The sequence below is a fragment of the Actinomycetes bacterium genome, assembly GCA_024222295.1.
Lineage (GTDB): Bacteria > Actinomycetota > Acidimicrobiia > Acidimicrobiales > Microtrichaceae > JAAEPF01.
The window spans coordinates 1-14,675 of the sequence record JAAEPF010000032.1; the positions used below are offsets into that span (position 1 = coordinate 1).

Genomic DNA, 14,675 nt, shown 5'->3' on the forward strand with positions numbered 1-14,675 from the left:
CGGGCGGCAATAGCACTGCTGACGAGGGACCAAGCGATGACAGGGCGGTGGATGACAGGGCGGTGGATGACAGGGCCGTGGATGACACGACCCAGTCCGACTTCGTCCGAAGCCTGTTGCGTGACGGCCTGTTTCCGGCCATGCGGGTCGACCCGGTGGTGCTGCGGGCGTTCCTTCGCATGTTCAACCTGCTGCAACCACCGGACTCGCTCCTGTCCGACGCGGACGTGATCGGTCGTGTCATGCAGGTCTACCAGGACCGCGACTCGCGTCCCGAGGAACCACCTCTTGGCCCCGACCGCGACGCGCTGCTGGATGCGGTGCCAGGAGCACCGAACTGAATCCGGTACCTGCGGGTACCGGTCAACCGCCGGCGACGGCCGGGATGATCGAGAGCGTTTCGCCGTCGGGAACAGCTGTCTCGACCCCGTCGAGATAACGCACGTCGTCATCGGCCACGAACACGTTGACAAAGCGGCGAAGCGAGCCGTCTTCATCGAACAGGCGGTCGTTGAACCCCGGGTGGGCGACCTCGAGGGCTGCGAGTGCCTCGGCGACGGTCGACCCCTCTACGTCCACCTGCGATGCTCCGCCGGTGAGTGTGCGGAGGGTGGTGGGGATGCGGATGCTGATGCTCATCGTGTTTCTCCTGGCGAAACTGACCGCTGGATCGTATGCGAGCCACTAAACACCCGCGACATCGACAAGATTCCCAACAGGGGAACATCGCGCGCCACAGTTCCGTTGGAAACCGTGCGGGTGCACCGCCTGTATGCGCACCGCGATGGTAAGGGGCGCCCCGGGCGGTACCGTGTTCACATGCGCCGTGCGATGCAGGGCGTCACACCACAACCCGGACTCGCCAACGCGGATCCGCCAAGGAGCACTTCATGGTTGCCGTTGACACGGACCACATGGAGCCAGGTGCGATCCGCACCCGACATCACCGCTACTACCCGATCCCGCGCCTGATCGAGGCGAAGGGAGCCACCACCGTTTCGGTATGCCTTCCTGCCCGCAACGAGGAGTCGACCGTCGGCGAGATAGTGGCGACGGTGCGACACGACCTTCTTGATGCGGGCGTGATCGACGAACTCCTCGTGGTCGATGACCACTCGACCGATTCCACCGCGAGCGTGGCCAGCCGGGCGGGCGCCCGGGTGGTTGCCGCCGCCGACATCCTCCCCGAGTACGGCGAGGGACATGGCAAGGGTGAAGTGCTCTGGAAGTCCCTGCTCGAGACCACAGGCGACGTGGTGCTCTGGTGCGACAGCGATCTGCGCGAGTTCCACCACCGATTCGTCACCGGGTTGCTGGGTCCGTTGCTCTGCGAGGACGACGTCGACTTCGTGAAGGGCTTCTACCGGCGCCCCGAGTCAGATGGCGAAGGTGGTGGCAGGGTCACCGAACTCGTTGCGCGACCCTTGCTCTCCCTGTTGTTCCCCGAGCTGACCGGCATCAAGCAGCCACTGTCGGGTGAATACGGCGGCAGACGGGAGGTGCTCGACAAACTCCCGTTCGTGGAGGGCTACGGCGTGGAGATGGGCTTGCTCGTGGACCTCGCCCGTCGGTTCGGCACCGACGGGATCGTGCAGGTCGACCTCGACGTGCGCCACCACCGCAACAGGCCACTCGAGGAGCTGTCACCGCAGGCGGCCGCAATCATGCAGACCGCTCTTCGCCGAGTGCACCGCGACCTCGTGCCCGTGGTCGCCGACCTGGTGCGCGGAGCCGAGTCGACCGAGATCGAAGCTGCGGAGCGCCCTCCGATGATCGAGGTCGCCGAGTACCTGGCGCGCATCCCGGCTGCCGTCGGAGCCTGAGCCTCAACCACCGCCGGACAGCATCTGCTCCACTTCGGTGGCGGCCTCGAACAGGCAACCCCCGGCATCGCCGAGAGCCTGTTCCTCGCCGTAGGTCTCAACGAGTGACACCGTCGGTATCCGTTCGGTGGCCGAGTCGAACGCTTGCCCGACAACAGCCACCACTGGCACCCGCGCATGCCGGGCGGTGTCCAGCACACCACCAACGACCTTGCCATCGAATGACTCCTCGTCGAGAAACCCCTCACCCGTGACCACGGCGTCGACACCTTCGAGTGCCTCGTCGAATCCCAGGCGATCCGCAACGAGGTCGAAGCCGGACTCGAGTTCGGCCCCCGCACACGCGAGCCCGCCGGCCAGACCTCCGGCGGCCCCGGCCCCCGGCAGCGACGTCACATCGACCCCGTAGTCATCCTCGTACACGCCGACCAGGGCCTCGAGGCGTCGCTGGAGCAGCTCCACCTGGGCCTCGGTGGCGCCCTTTTGGGGAGCGAACACACGCGCCGCGTCCACGAAGCCGATGGCCACATCACAGGCGACGGTGATCCGCACGCCACGAAGGCGGTGCAGTGGGAACAGCGCCCGGAGCGCGCCAAGGCCCCCGTCGGTGGTTGCCGAACCGCCGACTGCCACGATCACTTCCTTCGCGCCCGACTCGACTGCTGTGGAGATCAGCTCGCCCGTGCCATGTGTTGACGCGGACACCGGGTCGTTTCCCTCGGCGCCGCCCACCAGTTCCAGTCCGGAGGCACGTGCCATCTCGATCACGGCAGTCCCACCCGACAGCCGCCACGGCGCCTGTACCGGATCACCCAGCGGGTCGGACACGACGGTGGCCTTGTTGGCGCCGCCGAGTACTTCGAGGGTGCCCTCGCCTCCATCGGCCAGCGGCATCTCGGTCACCTCGTGGCCCGCCCGGCGCAGCCCTGCGCCGAGCGCAGCAGCCGCCTGCGCGGCTGTGAGGGTCCCGCGGAACTTGTCGGGAGCCACCAGGATTCGCACTCCGCAACCCTACGACTCGCCGGGATCAGCGTCGCCCAGGCCCGACGCATGGAGGGCACGGCGTGGCTCCTATGGTGGGACCATGGCCGATGCAAGCAGCCGACCGGTGGTTATCGCGTCCAATCGCGGCCCGCTCTCGTTCAGCCTCGTCGATGGCGAGCCGGTTGGCCGCCGTGGCTCCGGTGGGCTGGTGTCGGGGCTGGCTCCGCTGGTCGAGTCCGGCCAGGCGCGGTGGATCGCCGCGGCCATGTCCGACGCCGATCGCGCAGCGGCTGGCGACGACGGGATCGTCGAAGCCGATGGCCTGACGGTGCACATGTTGGACATCGACCCCGAGGTTCATCGTCGCTACTACGACGAGGTGTCGAATTCGACGCTGTGGTTCGTGCACCACGGGCTGTACGACCTGGTCCGCAGCCCCGCCTTCGATGTCGGTTGGTGGGAGGCGTGGGAGTCCTACCGCCAGGTCAACGCTGCATTCGCGGACGCAATCGTGGCCGACGCACCCCCCGGGGCGACCGTGCTCGTGCAGGACTACCATCTGTGCCTGGTGGCACGGAGAGCACGCGTGGAGCGCGACGACTTGCGCTTCGTGCACTTCCACCACACGCCTTTCGCCGGGCCGGACGGCCTGCGAGTACTACCGCCGGTGGTACGCAGCGAGTTGCTCGAGGGCCTGGCCAGCCACGACGCCTGCGGATTCCACACCAAGCAGTGGGAGTCCAACTACCGCCAGTGCCAGGAGGCCTTCGGTGGGATCGAGGGCAGTACATTCGCCGCCACGATCAACTCCGACATGGACGACCTGCGCAATGTGGCCAGGTCGAAGGCGTGCGAGACCGCACTCGCGGAACTGGCACCGGTGATGGCCGACCGCGCCGTCATCGCACGTGTCGATCGGATGGAGCTGTCGAAGAACATCGTGCGCGGGTTCGCCGCCTACAACCGCCTGCTGGAGCGCCGCCATGACTTGCACACCAAGGTGGTGTTCCTGGCCTGCTGTTATCCGTCGCGCCTGGGCGTGGAGGACTACCGCCGCTACCACGACGAGGTGATCGAGGCGGTCGAGGCCGTCAACGAGCGCTGGGGCACCGACGACTGGACCCCCGTCGTGCTGATGACCGAGGACGACTTCCCGCGGTCGGTGGCCGTGCTGCGCAGCTACGACGTGCTGTTGGTCAACCCGATCCGCGACGGCCTCAATCTGGTCGCCAAGGAGGGGCCGGTGCTCAACGAGCGCGACGGCCAGCTGGTGCTGTCCACCGAGGCCGGAGCGTGGACCGAGCTGGCCGACGCAGCGGACCCCGTCTTCCCATTCGATGTGGAGGCGACCACCGACACGCTCGAGGCAGCGCTGGAGCGCGAGCCGGAACAGCGAGCGTTCAGGGCAAGCGAACTGGCCGAGTCAGCGGCGCTACGCACCCCACAGGACTGGTTGGAGGACCAGCTACGGGCGGTGTGAGCACCGGGTGACCCCGATGGGTCAGCCCGGCACCGTGGTGGTCGTCTCGCCGGCGGCGGTGGTGGTCGTTTCGCCGGTGCCGGACACAACACCCTGCGCGTCGGGTCCAACCACCACGATCACACCGACCCCCGCAGGCTGCCCGTCAACGAGGGGCTGAGCCGGGATCGGCTGCACCTGCTCCGGCGGAAGGCCGAACAGCGAGGCGACGGCCGTGGCGTTGGGCTGGAATCCCTCCGCGTAATAGACCACCGTGAGCGATACATCAGCGATGGCGTCCGTGGGATCAGTCGGCTGGTTGGTGTAGCCCTGCGCAGCCAGGAATGCGGCCGTGTCACCGGCAAGCCCGGAGATGCCGGCACCGTTGGCCGCGAGCACCGGTACGTCGGCGGGCGCGACTGTGGTTGGCACCGTTGTGGTGGTGTCGTCGGCGGGGGCGGTGGTATCTGAACTCTCGCCGCCCTCGCCGATGTCGACGCTCTGGTCGTCCTGGTCGAATCCGACGGTGCCACCGGCCGCGAGAAGGATGGCGCCGAGCACCACGGCGACGATCACGAGGATGAATCCCCTCGATGCCGGGTCGGGACCGGAGGGGGCAGGCCTGCGCCTGCGCTGCGCGGAGGTCATGGCAGAACTGTAGCTTGCACCCGTACCGCAGGAGCTAGATGGAGCGATAGATGGAAAAGGTCATCCACTTGCTGCGCACCCGGCCGTCACAGGGGCGCAGCGAGCTCGCCGAGGCGGTGATGGGTGCCATGGCCGCGATCGAAGCGACGGGGGGCTCCGACACGACGGTGCACCTAGTCGACGACACGGTCACGATCGACGGGCCGATGCCCTGCCCCGATGGGGAGCTTCCCTTGCGCGCAGCCGTGTCCACCTGGGTGGCCGCGCACGACCTGAGCGACGTTGCCGCTGTGCTCGAGCCTCTGGCCGAACGCTGCGATGGCTACCTGGTGACCGAGGCGGTCTACTCCGAGTACGGGCAACGCCGCGGTGAGCTTCGAGACTGGCCCGCAGGTGAGCGCACACCGGGCATCTGCACCGTCGCGGTGGTCGCGCGCAACCCTGCGCTCGACCACCGGACATTCCGCGAGCTCTGGTACGGGCGGCAGTCTCCGATGTCAGAGGCGGCCCAGCCGAGGCTGCGCTACGTGCGCAACACGGTGGTCGACCCGATCACGCCGGGTGCAGCGCCACTAGACGGGATCGTCATGGAGAGCTGGCCCTCCCAGGATGTGGTGGACGACCTCATCGCCTTCCACAATGACGACGCGGAAAACCTCACCGTGATGATGGACACCGTGTCGCGGCTGTTCGACATGTCGAGCCTGCGCTCGGTCGCCATGGCCGAGTACCTGATGCACTGACAGCGTTGCGCCGACTCGTTCAGCGAGCCTCTCAGAAGGCTGCGTTGAACCAGACCCACTCCGCGTCCGGGTAGACCGTCTCGCAGGGGATGGTGTCGCCGTCGGCGTCCATGTGCGAGGGCAGTCCCCACATCAGGTAGTAGGACAGCGCGTCGTAAGTGTCGTAGCCGGCGTCGGCGAGGTCGCGGCAGAACAGTCCCGCGGGCTGCTCGAGCACGTCGCCGACGCCTCTCGGCCCCGGCGCGGCCGTCGCCGGGGGCGCCTGTGTAGTCAGAGCGGCCGTGGTCGGTGCGACAGTGGTACTGGACGAGGAGCTCGAGGTGGTGGCGTCGGCCGCGACGTCATCGCCGGGGTCCTTGTCGGGGTCTGAGCTGCGGCCCATCAGGAAGGCTCCAGTGATGAGTCCACCGATGAGGATGACTCCGAGAGCCGACAGGATCGCGATCAGCAGCCCCCTGCTGGCACCGTCCGGCGGTGGCGCCGGGGTCTGGAACTCCGGGGGCGGAGGACCTCCGGGCGTGGCTGGCTGGTTCATGTCGACACCTCCTGTGCCTCAGCAACTCAGTGGATCGATCTCCTCCGAGGGTGCCGTGTCGGTTCCGTCTCTCCACGCGTCGAGATGTGGTTGCGGCCATACCTCCCCGCGACGGCGTTCCCAGTCGCCGGGCCCGCACGGGGCGGACAGACCGAAGTGCAGGTGGCAGCCGGTGCCACGGGCGTTGCCCGAGTCACCCACGGCGCCTACGCGCTGACCGGCGCTGACCCGCGTGCCGGCGTCGATACCGGGCGCCACCTCTGCGAGGTGGCTGCCGTAGTAGCGCACGCCATCGTCGCCCACGAGCGACACCAGCCGTCCGCTGCGGGTGGCGCCGTTGTCGGTTCCAGAACTCCACTCGTCGGCGTGTGACACCTCGTCGATCACGCCGCTGGTGACGGCGACCACGTCCGATCCACACGGGGCGAAGATGTCCGCCGCAAGGTAGTCGTGGTGGCTCGGGTCATAGGAAGCAGCACCGGCGGGCTGCACCGGAAAGACGTGCGGGTACGGCACCTGGACTGTCGCTGTCGTCGTGACGGTCGTGGTCGACGATGGCGCTGTCGCAACGGTCATCGCAGCGGTTGTCGTGGGAGCGGTCGTGGTCGACCTGGTGGTGGCAGTAGTGGAAGACCCTGGCCCGGCTGCGGTCGTTGGAGCCGTCTGCTCGGAGCCGCCGCAACCTGCCGCCAACACCAGCGTGGCCAAGGGTGCTGCCAGGAGCGCACCGAGGACCGTTGCTCTCCGCTCCATACCCCAATTCTACCGGATCCTTGCATCAACAATCGATGAGAGACCCAGCTCGTCTCGTGCTGGCCGACCAGCCGTCGGCGCAGCCCGCACACCGCACGATCACTCCGCCAGCAGACCGGATACGAGCTGGTGCCGGACGCTCCGGCACGGTGTCCGGCCTGCTGCCGGGAGGGCCTCAGCCCAGGAGTTCCTCGTCTCCGTACACGACCAGCCCGTACAGGACGAGAGCGGCCAGGACGACGCCGATGAACGCCGGGATCGGGTATGCGTACAACCAGAGGAAGTTCGACACTAGGCCGACGGATGCGGCGGCAACTCCCGTCCAACGAGCCCACTGGGCCCGTTGGAACACCGCGAGACCGGCGAGGAACACCAGAATGCCGACCAGCAGGTAGATCCAGCCCCACAGACCGAGATCGGTGTTGTAGTAGAACGCGTCGACCACAGTGTCGGATCGGTCGAGAGCCCAAAGGCCGTCTAGGAACAGCTTGATCCCCAGCAGCAGCAGCATGATCCCCGAAAAGACGATCCAGCCGCGCCCGGCTTCCCTTGCACGTGGACTTGCAGTGGTCATTTGGTGGCCCCTTTTGTTGGCCCCAGCACCGCAACCTTATTTCGGAGCTCGGGCAGGCAGGTGGAAATGGCTCGTCAGGCCAGAACAGGTGTGTCGGAACTTCTCGCAGTGAACCGGATACTCAGGATCCGTTGAGAAGGGATCGGGGATAGATGGGTCACGACGTGTTGGCTACACGCACCGCGCACACAGCGCGCGCGGGAACCGAGATGCGTACAGGTCAGCTGGACGGTTAACGGCTCAGAACCTTGGCGTTGCTGGGGGTTGCCAACAGGATGTGGCAGATCGTGTTCTCTCGTACTTCACAAGGACTCGTAGAAGCCGAGATCTCTATTGCAGGACCGGCAGGGTATTCGTGGTTGAAGATCTGTGCCGAACCATCGTGGTGTTCAGCAGCCATCCTGCAGGATTATCTCCGGGATGGGAGGAGTGAACGATTCTGGTGATTCGCACGGGTTCGGGTCAGACACGGGGTCCAAGCCGCCCACGAGGCTAACCCAGTTGCCGTCCCTCATTGCCAGAATGAACTTGGTGTCGCCTTCTGTACCAGCCGCGTAGCCGTCGGCGCACGCGTAGTTGGTCAGGGTGGTGCTCGGGTCACCGCCTAGAGCATCAACAAGATCTACCGCCGTGCATCCCGGATCCCCGGAGTCCGGTGAGGAGGTGGTGGTGCTGGCAGCTGAGGTGACGGTGGTGGAGGCGGATGAGCCGCAAACAGTCTTGCCGTCGGCGACCGCCTTCTTCAGAGCTGCCTCCGTCTCAGGACCCAACTCCCCGTCGGCTGAGAGACCGGCATCCTTTTGGAACTGCAGGAGCGCCGCATCAGATTGCGACCCAAGAATTCCGTCAACCTGACCGTCGTAGCAACCGACGTCGGCGAGTTCCTGTTGTATCTCCTTGTCAAAGCGAGCCGTAGCGGCCGATTCTGAGGACCCGCCGGAGCCGCTTGACTCCTTGGAGGTAGTTGTTGTCGATGTATCGGTTGAGTCATCGGAAGAACAAGAGACAGCGCCCAACAGGAGCAAGCCGAAGAACAATGAAGAAATGACACGCCCGGACCTGGTCATATCGTAACCCTCTTCTTAGTAGCTAGACGAAACAGTCTTGCACAACTCGGTAAGCCGTGGGCCCATTTTCGCGAATTCGGGTGGTCGTGTAGACCCATTTCGGACCACATGCGGTCAGCCACCCCCGAAGATCAGGAAGTGGCTCTCACGTAGTACACACTGTCCCCCGGCGCATTAGGAATGTCCGGAACGATACAGCAGGACTCTCCCTGAATCTGTGCGAGATCTGGATATTCATTGCGGTCGTAGCTCTGCCCGTTGGCTTGGAGGTAACCCGGCGTAACTGGACCGGCGTAGAGCAGTGCGGTGACAGTTCCAACCGGAACGGCGTCCGGGGATGCAAAGGCTTTGACTGCAACCCATTTGTTGTTCTCACACTGATAGAACTGGCCTGCGTCGCCTACCAGCGGAACTGAACTTCCGTTGGAGATACATGGTTGACCATCTCTGGCTACGAGGAACGGGTTGATATCCAATGGGTTGACAATTGGCGGGTTCCCAGCCGCATCAGCAGACACTCCCCCAAGTGCGATGGCTGTCAGGAGAGCCGTTGCAATAGCGGTCATCGCAGTTTTGATCTCATGCTCCTTCCGAATGGCCAAACATATGCCGTCCACCTATTGACTGCGTCAAGCCACGCTCAAGAATGCGGCCAGATTTCTTGACATTTGGCGAGCGAAAGGAGGTCAGTCGACAGCACAGCGAGTCCGGTCCGCATGAGGTTGCCGAACCCCTCTGATCGGTTCCGAGCTCCAGCTCGCTGCACGGCTTCGTTCACAGCTGCAGGGTCCCAAGGCGTGTACCGGTGACGAGGTGGCTCGGGACCCCATGAATCCAGCTCTCTTCTAGGATTGGCGCCATGCCCAACACAGTTGTGTCAAGCAGTAGACGCCGGCGAAGCCTTGCAGGCTATGTGGTGTCGGCGGTTGTTGGAGTTGCGTTGGCCGCGGTTGGTTGGGCGGTGTTCAAACGACGCAGGGACCTGTTCTCCACCCGACGGGACGCCTATTCCAGGCGCCCGGCGCGACCGTTGCGCCCAGCCCTGATCGTCAACCGCTGGAGTGGCGACGGCAAGGCCGAGAAGACCGGACTCGCGGAAGCCGCCGAGGCGGCGGGTGTCAACGTCATAATGCTCGAGCCTGGAGATGACATCGTGCAGCTTGCCGAGACAGCCGTTGACGAGGGCGCCGATGCCATCGGTGCAGCGGGCGGCGATGGCTCACTGGGACTCGTCGCAGGGGTCGCGGTTCGGCGTGGAGTTCCGTTCTTCTGCATACCCGTGGGCACTCGCAACCACTTCGCGCTGGACCTCGGCCTGGACCGGGACGACCCGATCGCCGCCCTCGGCTCCATCACCGACGGCGAGGAGTTGCTGATTGATATCGGGATGGCCGACGAACGACCTTTCCTGAACAACGTCAGCTTCGGCATCTACGCCTCCGCTGTGCACCGGGACGAGTACCGCGCGAACAAGGAGGAGACTCTCTCCCAGGTCGCCGCAGAGTTCAGGCGAGGGGAAGACACAGGCAGCGATCTCCGCTTCTCGGGTCCCCGCGGCGGCCAGGCCGAGAAGGTGGCTGTTGCGCTGGTATCCAACGGCGCGTACATCTTCTCCGGACCACCGGACTTCGGTCGTCGTCCCAGCCTCGCGAGCGGGATGCTGGGCATCAACGCAGCTGGAAAGGGCACCCGGCCGGACGGCCGACCGGTCTCGTCAGTCCGGACCTGGCAGTCCGAAAGCCTGCGGATCGAGGCTGACGGCCAGATACTCGCAGGGCTCGACGGGGAGGCCGTCAACTTCGACTCGCCGCTGGAGCTGTCCGTGCGTCCGAAGTCGTTGCGTGTCCTCGTACCCAGGGGCACCAGCCCCGGGTACAGGTCGGTTGGTGAAGCCGTGAGGGCCAGCATCGACGGGCTCGCCGCCCTCGGCGGTGCCGTTGGATCCTGACGCCACCGCTCCGTGGCTGTGAGCCTCGAGCCCCGGTCGGTTCGGGGGCGTCATGCGGGGGACGCGGCCGGGGCGACTGGCATGTCGTGGGCCGAGAGCCGGGCCGCGCGGGGCGACACACCGATGACCCGTTTGAAAGCACGACTGAAGGCGGCTTCGGAGTCGTAGCCAACCTCTCCGGCAACTGTGGCGACGTTGGAATCGGTGCGCTGGAGCAAGTCGAGGGCGACGTGCATGCGCCAGCGGGTGACGTAGCGCATGGCCGACTCGCCGACGAGATCGGTGAATCGTGCAGCGAACGCCGATCGCGACATGGCCACCTCGTCGGCCAGCGTGGCCACTGTCCAGTCGTGTTGGGGGTTGCGGTGCACGCTTGCGATGGCGGCACCGATCTGCTGGTCGCGCAGCGCCCCCAGCCAGCCGGTCTGGGCCGCGGGGTCGCGCTCGATCCAGGTTCGGATGGCCTGGATCACCACGATGTCGCACAGACGACTCACCACCGCCTCGCCCCCCGGGCGGGCCTGTTGGGTCTCCTCGGCCATGAGCTCGAGGGTGGCCCGCATCCAGTCTGCCCGGGTGGAGCGGGAGGCCTCGATGTGGATGACCGGCGGCAGCGAGCCCACCAGTTGGCGTGCAGCCGGGTGCTCGAGGCGGATGCCGCCGCAGACCAGGTCGGTGCGCTGACCCCCACCACCGTGGCGCAGAACGGCGTACTGGTCGGTGACGTAGTCGTGAGGGAGGTCGAACACGCTCGGCGTGTCTGTCTCTTCGATGCCCCAGCCCCGGTGTCCTGTGCCGTGGGGGACCAGCACGAGGTCACCGGTGCGCAGCGTGAGGGTGTCGCCCTCGACCTCGAGGGTGAGCTCGCCACCGAGCACGGCGTGGAACCACACGCAGTCGGGCATGGGCGGCAACTCGAGACCCCACGGCTCGGTGAGCTCGGACGGGCAGTAGAAGATCCCCGACATCTGGATGTACCGGAGGGCCTCCCCGATGGCTGGAACAGCGGTATCGGTCATGGACCCAGTGTGATCGCTGCAGCTACGAGCCGTCCAGCATGCTGGACGTTTGAGCAAGAATTACGATCGTTCAGTCATTCATTAACCACCGTTGCTAGTTCATTCTGGTCTCCATGCACACAACTGACAGCACCCAATCACCCACCACAATCCACCGACCGGACCCGGAGCGGATCCACCGAGCCATCAGGAAGCGGTCGTTCGCCACGCTGGCAACTGCGTCGGCGGCTGGTCGGCCCCACGTGGCCGGCGTCCTGTTCGATGTCGCCGACGACACGCTGTACGTCAACACCCTGCGCACCAGCCGAAAGGCCCGCAACGTGCTGGCCAACCCCCGAGTGGCGGTCGTGATCCCTATCCGCCGGTTGCCGGTCGGCCCCCCGTCCACAGTGCAGTTCCAGTCCGAGGCCAGCGTGCTCGAGCTCGACGATCCCGGGATCCAGCGCCTGGTTGCCGACGGGCACCTGGGATCAATCACCGGTCACGGCGAGCTCGACATGCCCGACGGCTGCTTCTTGGAAATCCCGGTTCCGGATCGTCTGGTCACCTACGGGCTCGGCATGTCGCTGCGCCGATTCGTCACCGACCCCATGAACGCCGGTGGACTGGTCGATTCCGAGGCGGGACGATGATGGGAGGCTGGGAGCTGGCACTGGTCCTCGCCGGCCTGCTCGGAGCGGCGATGAGCGGTGGCGCGTTCTTCGCGTTCTCCAACTTCGTGATGCCGGCGCTGGCCAAGCTGCAGCCCGGCAATGGCGCCGCTGCCATGCAGGCCATCAATGCCGCAGCACCGACGCCGGCCTTCGTGGCTGCCATCGCCACCGCCGGTTTGGCCGGGGTGCCGGTCGTGGCGGCCAACCTCGACCGCCTCGACGAGGGCGCGGTGCGGTACGTCGCGGTCGGAGCCGCCATGTCGCTCGGCTCGTTCCTCATCACCGTCGCCGGCAACGTGCCCCGCAACAACGCCCTCGATGCGGTCGACGCCGACAGCCATGAGGGTCAGTCGTACTGGAGGCGCTACCTAGCCAGCTGGACCAGGCTGAACACGCTCCGCACCCTGACCTCGCTTACCAGCGTGGTGACCTACGCCCTCGCGCTCTCTGCGTGACATCTCCGGTTTGCGGGTTCCTTTCACCCACACGATGCTCGTCGCCGAGTCTGTCGACCGTCTAGAGGTCAGTTTCGATGGCGAGCTGTGAGAACTACGAGATGATGCCCAACCGCAACCTCGCATTGACCAGCCGCCGGTCGACAGTGAAACGGATACTCAGGACTCGTTGAAGAAAGGATCGGGGATCGATGGGTCGCGCAACTTTGCAGCGGCGCCGGCACCTGTCAACGGCAGACCTTCGGGATCTACGAGGCCCAGTTGCACCAGCAGGTTGGCCTGATCCCAGTGAATATGTTCATAGGCCACTTTTCCGTCTTCTAACCCTACGATCACCACGAAGGCCACCTCGGCAAACTTCCCGGTCGGCTTGACCCCGGGCAGGATATGGTCCATTACCGCAGTATGGGTGAACGAGATGATCATCTCATCTACGAGACAGTCAGTGCTCTGTGTCCGTGAAAGTGTCTCGAACACCGCATCCGGCGGGAAGAACTGGCCGATAAGCCTTCTGGAGTAGAAGGTCCTGACCCCATCAAATCCCTGTGCCCCAAGCATGGTGGGCACATTCACGAGGTGAGGTGTGGAAGTCATGGTGGCCATCGTTCGATCAAGGTCACCGGCCAGTTCTGCCTCCATGTGTTCGTCAAAGATCTCAACTGGCGACTTCATGATGACTCCTCAAGTGGTTGGGACAGCGGGTCGTTCAACGTAGCGCCAGATCGAGCCGGCCACGCCTGGCTATGACCAGTCCCCACACACCGGCTCGGCTGTTCGTCGAGACCCCGGGGATCCCCCGGCTCACCCCATCGCCGTCGGGGCCGCCCAACCGATGGTCCGCGCTACGGGGTGGGTCGCAGCGGGTCCGCGGAGGTCGACGCTGCCCCCCAGCTGTCAATCCGCAGGAGGGTCGAAGCGACGCCGGTCGAGAACCGCCAGGTGACACCCGATGGAGCGGAGCAGGACCAGGTCGTCCTCTCCGGCCGCGTGTCCCGCGATGAGATGCTGGACGACGGCGTCGGCGATGTCGGCCAGTCCTCTCAGGCAACCGACCTTCTGGAAATCGCCGGCCAACCCCGCGCTCAGATGGGGCGCCAGGCGGACGTAGTCGACTAGGTCGGAGCCGAACAGCACCAGGGAAAAGCGTCCCCAGCCGAGGTCGTCGATCCCGATCCCGAAACCCATCCGCGGCGAGGGTGCCGATGACGGGGCTGACCTCGGGGTGGGCGACGAGCACCTGGGGGGCGATGACCGTACCGAGTGGGCCCGGCCCTGTGCGCGGTGTGGCCTGCGCTCAGCTGACCGCGGTGGGCTCGAGCGAGGCGAGCAGTGTCTTGGCTGCGTTGATTGTTCTACGGTCCGACTTCGTTGTCTGGGCGAGTCCGAGGACGCGGAAGCGTTCCGCGTTGTCGATGAGCAACAGGAGGGCATGGGCGACGGTGGCGCGCTCTTTGGTGGACGACTCCGGGTATCGGGCGGCCAGACCTTCGAGGAGTCGGCGCTCGAGAGCGTCGTAGGCGCGTTTGACTTCGGCTTTGGCGTAATCGTCGTGATGGGCCAGGGTGAGGACTTCGTCGAAGAGGACCATCGCAGCGGAATCGGCTCGGTGTCGTCCGATCACGTCGGTGACAATGGCAAGTGGCACGTCGGCTGGCTCGTATTCGGCGCCGATACTTTCGAGCAGTTCGATGTAGTAGTCGCAGCTGCGCTCGACCGCTGCGCTGATGACGGCGTCCCGGTTGCCCAGGAAGTGGCTGATCGCGGACCGTTGCATGCCGGCCTCGGCGGCCACTTTGGCCATGGTCGTCTCGGCAAGGCCGAACTGGACGATGCACCGCTGCACGGCGTCGACGATCTCTTCTCGACGGACTTCAGCCATGCTCGGGCGTCCCACGGCCACCACCTTACAGAGTTTCTTGACAACACTGTCAATCATCACATAGGTTGATGGGCCAGCAAGACAAACAATGTTCCGGAAGCAGGGGCCGACGGCAGTGCCTTCGATCACCAACGC

General features: G+C 65.6%; 19 protein-coding genes. 7 read left to right on the forward strand and 12 right to left on the reverse strand.

Features of this window, described 5'->3' with window-relative positions; translation table 11 throughout:
• Window positions 1-47 precede the first annotated feature (47 nt).
• On the forward strand, window positions 48-341 hold the full coding sequence (locus tag GY812_10770; GenBank protein MCP4435958.1) for a hypothetical protein: 294 nt from the start codon (window positions 48-50) through the stop codon (window positions 339-341).
• A 22-nt stretch (window positions 342-363) separates the two neighbouring features.
• On the opposite strand, the gene GY812_10775 is transcribed toward GY812_10770, so the two are convergent.
• Window positions 364-639 carry a MoaD/ThiS family protein gene (locus GY812_10775; protein MCP4435959.1) on the reverse strand — a complete coding sequence of 92 codons (276 nt, stop codon included), beginning with the start codon at window positions 637-639 and terminating at the stop codon, window positions 364-366.
• A gap of 275 nt (window positions 640-914) precedes the next feature.
• On the opposite strand from GY812_10775, the gene GY812_10780 reads away from it, so the two are divergent.
• Window positions 915-1,823, forward strand: coding sequence for a glucosyl-3-phosphoglycerate synthase (locus tag GY812_10780; GenBank protein ID MCP4435960.1), 909 nt, complete (start codon window positions 915-917; stop codon window positions 1,821-1,823).
• A 3-nt stretch (window positions 1,824-1,826) separates the two neighbouring features.
• On the opposite strand, the gene GY812_10785 is transcribed toward GY812_10780, so the two are convergent.
• On the reverse strand, window positions 1,827-2,825 hold the full coding sequence (locus GY812_10785; protein MCP4435961.1) for a glycerate kinase: 999 nt from the start codon (window positions 2,823-2,825) through the stop codon (window positions 1,827-1,829).
• Window positions 2,826-2,907: 82 nt separating this feature from the next.
• On the opposite strand from GY812_10785, the gene GY812_10790 reads away from it, so the two are divergent.
• Window positions 2,908-4,287, forward strand: coding sequence for a trehalose-6-phosphate synthase (locus tag GY812_10790; GenBank protein MCP4435962.1), 1,380 nt, complete (start codon window positions 2,908-2,910; stop codon window positions 4,285-4,287).
• A 21-nt stretch (window positions 4,288-4,308) separates the two neighbouring features.
• Here GY812_10790 and GY812_10795 read toward each other — a convergent pair whose 3' ends face one another.
• Window positions 4,309-4,914 carry a LytR C-terminal domain-containing protein gene (locus GY812_10795; protein MCP4435963.1) on the reverse strand — a complete coding sequence of 202 codons (606 nt, stop codon included), beginning with the start codon at window positions 4,912-4,914 and terminating at the stop codon, window positions 4,309-4,311.
• 50 nt (window positions 4,915-4,964) lie between these two features.
• Between GY812_10795 and GY812_10800 the strand changes: the two genes are divergently transcribed.
• The gene (locus GY812_10800) at window positions 4,965-5,657 is read left to right on the forward strand and encodes a hypothetical protein (protein MCP4435964.1); all 693 of its coding nucleotides are present in this window, start codon (window positions 4,965-4,967) and stop codon (window positions 5,655-5,657) included.
• Between the two features lie 31 nt (window positions 5,658-5,688).
• Here GY812_10800 and GY812_10805 read toward each other — a convergent pair whose 3' ends face one another.
• The 5 genes from GY812_10805 to GY812_10825 all read right to left on the reverse strand — a co-directional run bounded on the left by GY812_10805 (window position 5,689) and on the right by GY812_10825 (window position 9,152).
• Window positions 5,689-6,192, reverse strand: a complete 504-nt coding sequence (locus GY812_10805; GenBank protein ID MCP4435965.1) for a hypothetical protein — start codon at window positions 6,190-6,192, stop codon at window positions 5,689-5,691.
• A gap of 18 nt (window positions 6,193-6,210) precedes the next feature.
• Window positions 6,211-6,945 (reverse strand): M23 family metallopeptidase, encoded by a 735-nt coding sequence (locus tag GY812_10810; protein MCP4435966.1) that lies wholly within the window; start codon window positions 6,943-6,945, stop codon window positions 6,211-6,213.
• 175 nt (window positions 6,946-7,120) lie between these two features.
• Window positions 7,121-7,519, reverse strand: a complete 399-nt coding sequence (locus GY812_10815; GenBank protein MCP4435967.1) for a hypothetical protein — start codon at window positions 7,517-7,519, stop codon at window positions 7,121-7,123.
• Window positions 7,520-7,908: 389 nt separating this feature from the next.
• Window positions 7,909-8,586: a peptidoglycan-binding protein gene (locus GY812_10820; protein MCP4435968.1), complete on the reverse strand. Its 678-nt coding sequence runs from the start codon at window positions 8,584-8,586 to the stop codon at window positions 7,909-7,911.
• A 131-nt stretch (window positions 8,587-8,717) separates the two neighbouring features.
• A complete protein-coding gene (locus tag GY812_10825; GenBank protein ID MCP4435969.1) occupies window positions 8,718-9,152 on the reverse strand; it encodes a tail fiber protein in 435 nt (144 codons plus the stop codon).
• A gap of 395 nt (window positions 9,153-9,547) precedes the next feature.
• Here GY812_10825 and GY812_10830 point away from each other — a divergent pair, with 395 nt between their 5' ends.
• Window positions 9,548-10,534: a diacylglycerol kinase gene (locus GY812_10830; GenBank protein MCP4435970.1), complete on the forward strand. Its 987-nt coding sequence runs from the start codon at window positions 9,548-9,550 to the stop codon at window positions 10,532-10,534.
• A gap of 50 nt (window positions 10,535-10,584) precedes the next feature.
• Here GY812_10830 and GY812_10835 read toward each other — a convergent pair whose 3' ends face one another.
• Complete coding sequence (locus tag GY812_10835) at window positions 10,585-11,553, reverse strand: AraC family transcriptional regulator (protein MCP4435971.1); 969 nt, start codon at window positions 11,551-11,553, stop codon at window positions 10,585-10,587.
• A 113-nt stretch (window positions 11,554-11,666) separates the two neighbouring features.
• Here GY812_10835 and GY812_10840 point away from each other — a divergent pair, with 113 nt between their 5' ends.
• Together GY812_10840 and GY812_10845 are read left to right on the forward strand one after the other, a co-directional pair.
• Entirely contained in the window at window positions 11,667-12,185 is a 519-nt protein-coding gene (locus GY812_10840) for a hypothetical protein (GenBank protein ID MCP4435972.1), read from the forward strand.
• Window positions 12,185-12,661 (forward strand): DUF1772 domain-containing protein, encoded by a 477-nt coding sequence (locus GY812_10845; protein MCP4435973.1) that lies wholly within the window; start codon window positions 12,185-12,187, stop codon window positions 12,659-12,661. The genes GY812_10840 and GY812_10845 overlap by 1 nt, the downstream gene beginning before the upstream one ends.
• 159 nt (window positions 12,662-12,820) lie before the next feature.
• Here the strand turns inward: GY812_10845 and GY812_10850 are convergent, their stop codons facing one another.
• From GY812_10850 to GY812_10860, 3 genes are all read right to left on the reverse strand, one after another.
• A complete protein-coding gene (locus GY812_10850; GenBank protein ID MCP4435974.1) occupies window positions 12,821-13,333 on the reverse strand; it encodes an ester cyclase in 513 nt (170 codons plus the stop codon).
• 222 nt (window positions 13,334-13,555) lie between these two features.
• Window positions 13,556-13,846, reverse strand: a complete 291-nt coding sequence (locus tag GY812_10855) for an EAL domain-containing protein (GenBank protein ID MCP4435975.1) — start codon at window positions 13,844-13,846, stop codon at window positions 13,556-13,558.
• Window positions 13,847-13,955: 109 nt separating this feature from the next.
• A complete protein-coding gene (locus tag GY812_10860; protein MCP4435976.1) occupies window positions 13,956-14,669 on the reverse strand; it encodes a TetR family transcriptional regulator in 714 nt (237 codons plus the stop codon).
• Between the last annotated feature and the right edge of the window lie 6 nt (window positions 14,670-14,675).

What these genes read in the sequence shown, in the direction of transcription:
- GY812_10775 (MCP4435959.1), bottom strand. Translation starts at nt 639, where the DNA reads ATGAGCATCAGCATCCGCATCCCCACCACCCTCCGCACACTCACCGGC.
- GY812_10780 (MCP4435960.1), top strand. Translation starts at nt 915, where the DNA reads ATGGAGCCAGGTGCGATCCGCACCCGACATCACCGCTACTACCCGATC.
- GY812_10790 (MCP4435962.1), top strand. Translation starts at nt 2,908, where the DNA reads ATGGCCGATGCAAGCAGCCGACCGGTGGTTATCGCGTCCAATCGCGGC.
- GY812_10795 (MCP4435963.1), bottom strand. Translation starts at nt 4,914, where the DNA reads ATGACCTCCGCGCAGCGCAGGCGCAGGCCTGCCCCCTCCGGTCCCGAC.
- GY812_10800 (MCP4435964.1), top strand. Translation starts at nt 4,965, where the DNA reads ATGGAAAAGGTCATCCACTTGCTGCGCACCCGGCCGTCACAGGGGCGC.
- GY812_10805 (MCP4435965.1), bottom strand. Translation starts at nt 6,192, where the DNA reads ATGAACCAGCCAGCCACGCCCGGAGGTCCTCCGCCCCCGGAGTTCCAG.
- GY812_10810 (MCP4435966.1), bottom strand. Translation starts at nt 6,945, where the DNA reads ATGGAGCGGAGAGCAACGGTCCTCGGTGCGCTCCTGGCAGCACCCTTG.
- GY812_10815 (MCP4435967.1), bottom strand. Translation starts at nt 7,519, where the DNA reads ATGACCACTGCAAGTCCACGTGCAAGGGAAGCCGGGCGCGGCTGGATC.
- GY812_10820 (MCP4435968.1), bottom strand. Translation starts at nt 8,586, where the DNA reads ATGACCAGGTCCGGGCGTGTCATTTCTTCATTGTTCTTCGGCTTGCTC.
- GY812_10825 (MCP4435969.1), bottom strand. Translation starts at nt 9,152, where the DNA reads ATGACCGCTATTGCAACGGCTCTCCTGACAGCCATCGCACTTGGGGGA.
- GY812_10835 (MCP4435971.1), bottom strand. Translation starts at nt 11,553, where the DNA reads ATGACCGATACCGCTGTTCCAGCCATCGGGGAGGCCCTCCGGTACATC.
- GY812_10840 (MCP4435972.1), top strand. Translation starts at nt 11,667, where the DNA reads ATGCACACAACTGACAGCACCCAATCACCCACCACAATCCACCGACCG.
- GY812_10845 (MCP4435973.1), top strand. Translation starts at nt 12,185, where the DNA reads ATGGGAGGCTGGGAGCTGGCACTGGTCCTCGCCGGCCTGCTCGGAGCG.
- GY812_10850 (MCP4435974.1), bottom strand. Translation starts at nt 13,333, where the DNA reads ATGAAGTCGCCAGTTGAGATCTTTGACGAACACATGGAGGCAGAACTG.
- GY812_10855 (MCP4435975.1), bottom strand. Translation starts at nt 13,846, where the DNA reads ATGGGTTTCGGGATCGGGATCGACGACCTCGGCTGGGGACGCTTTTCC.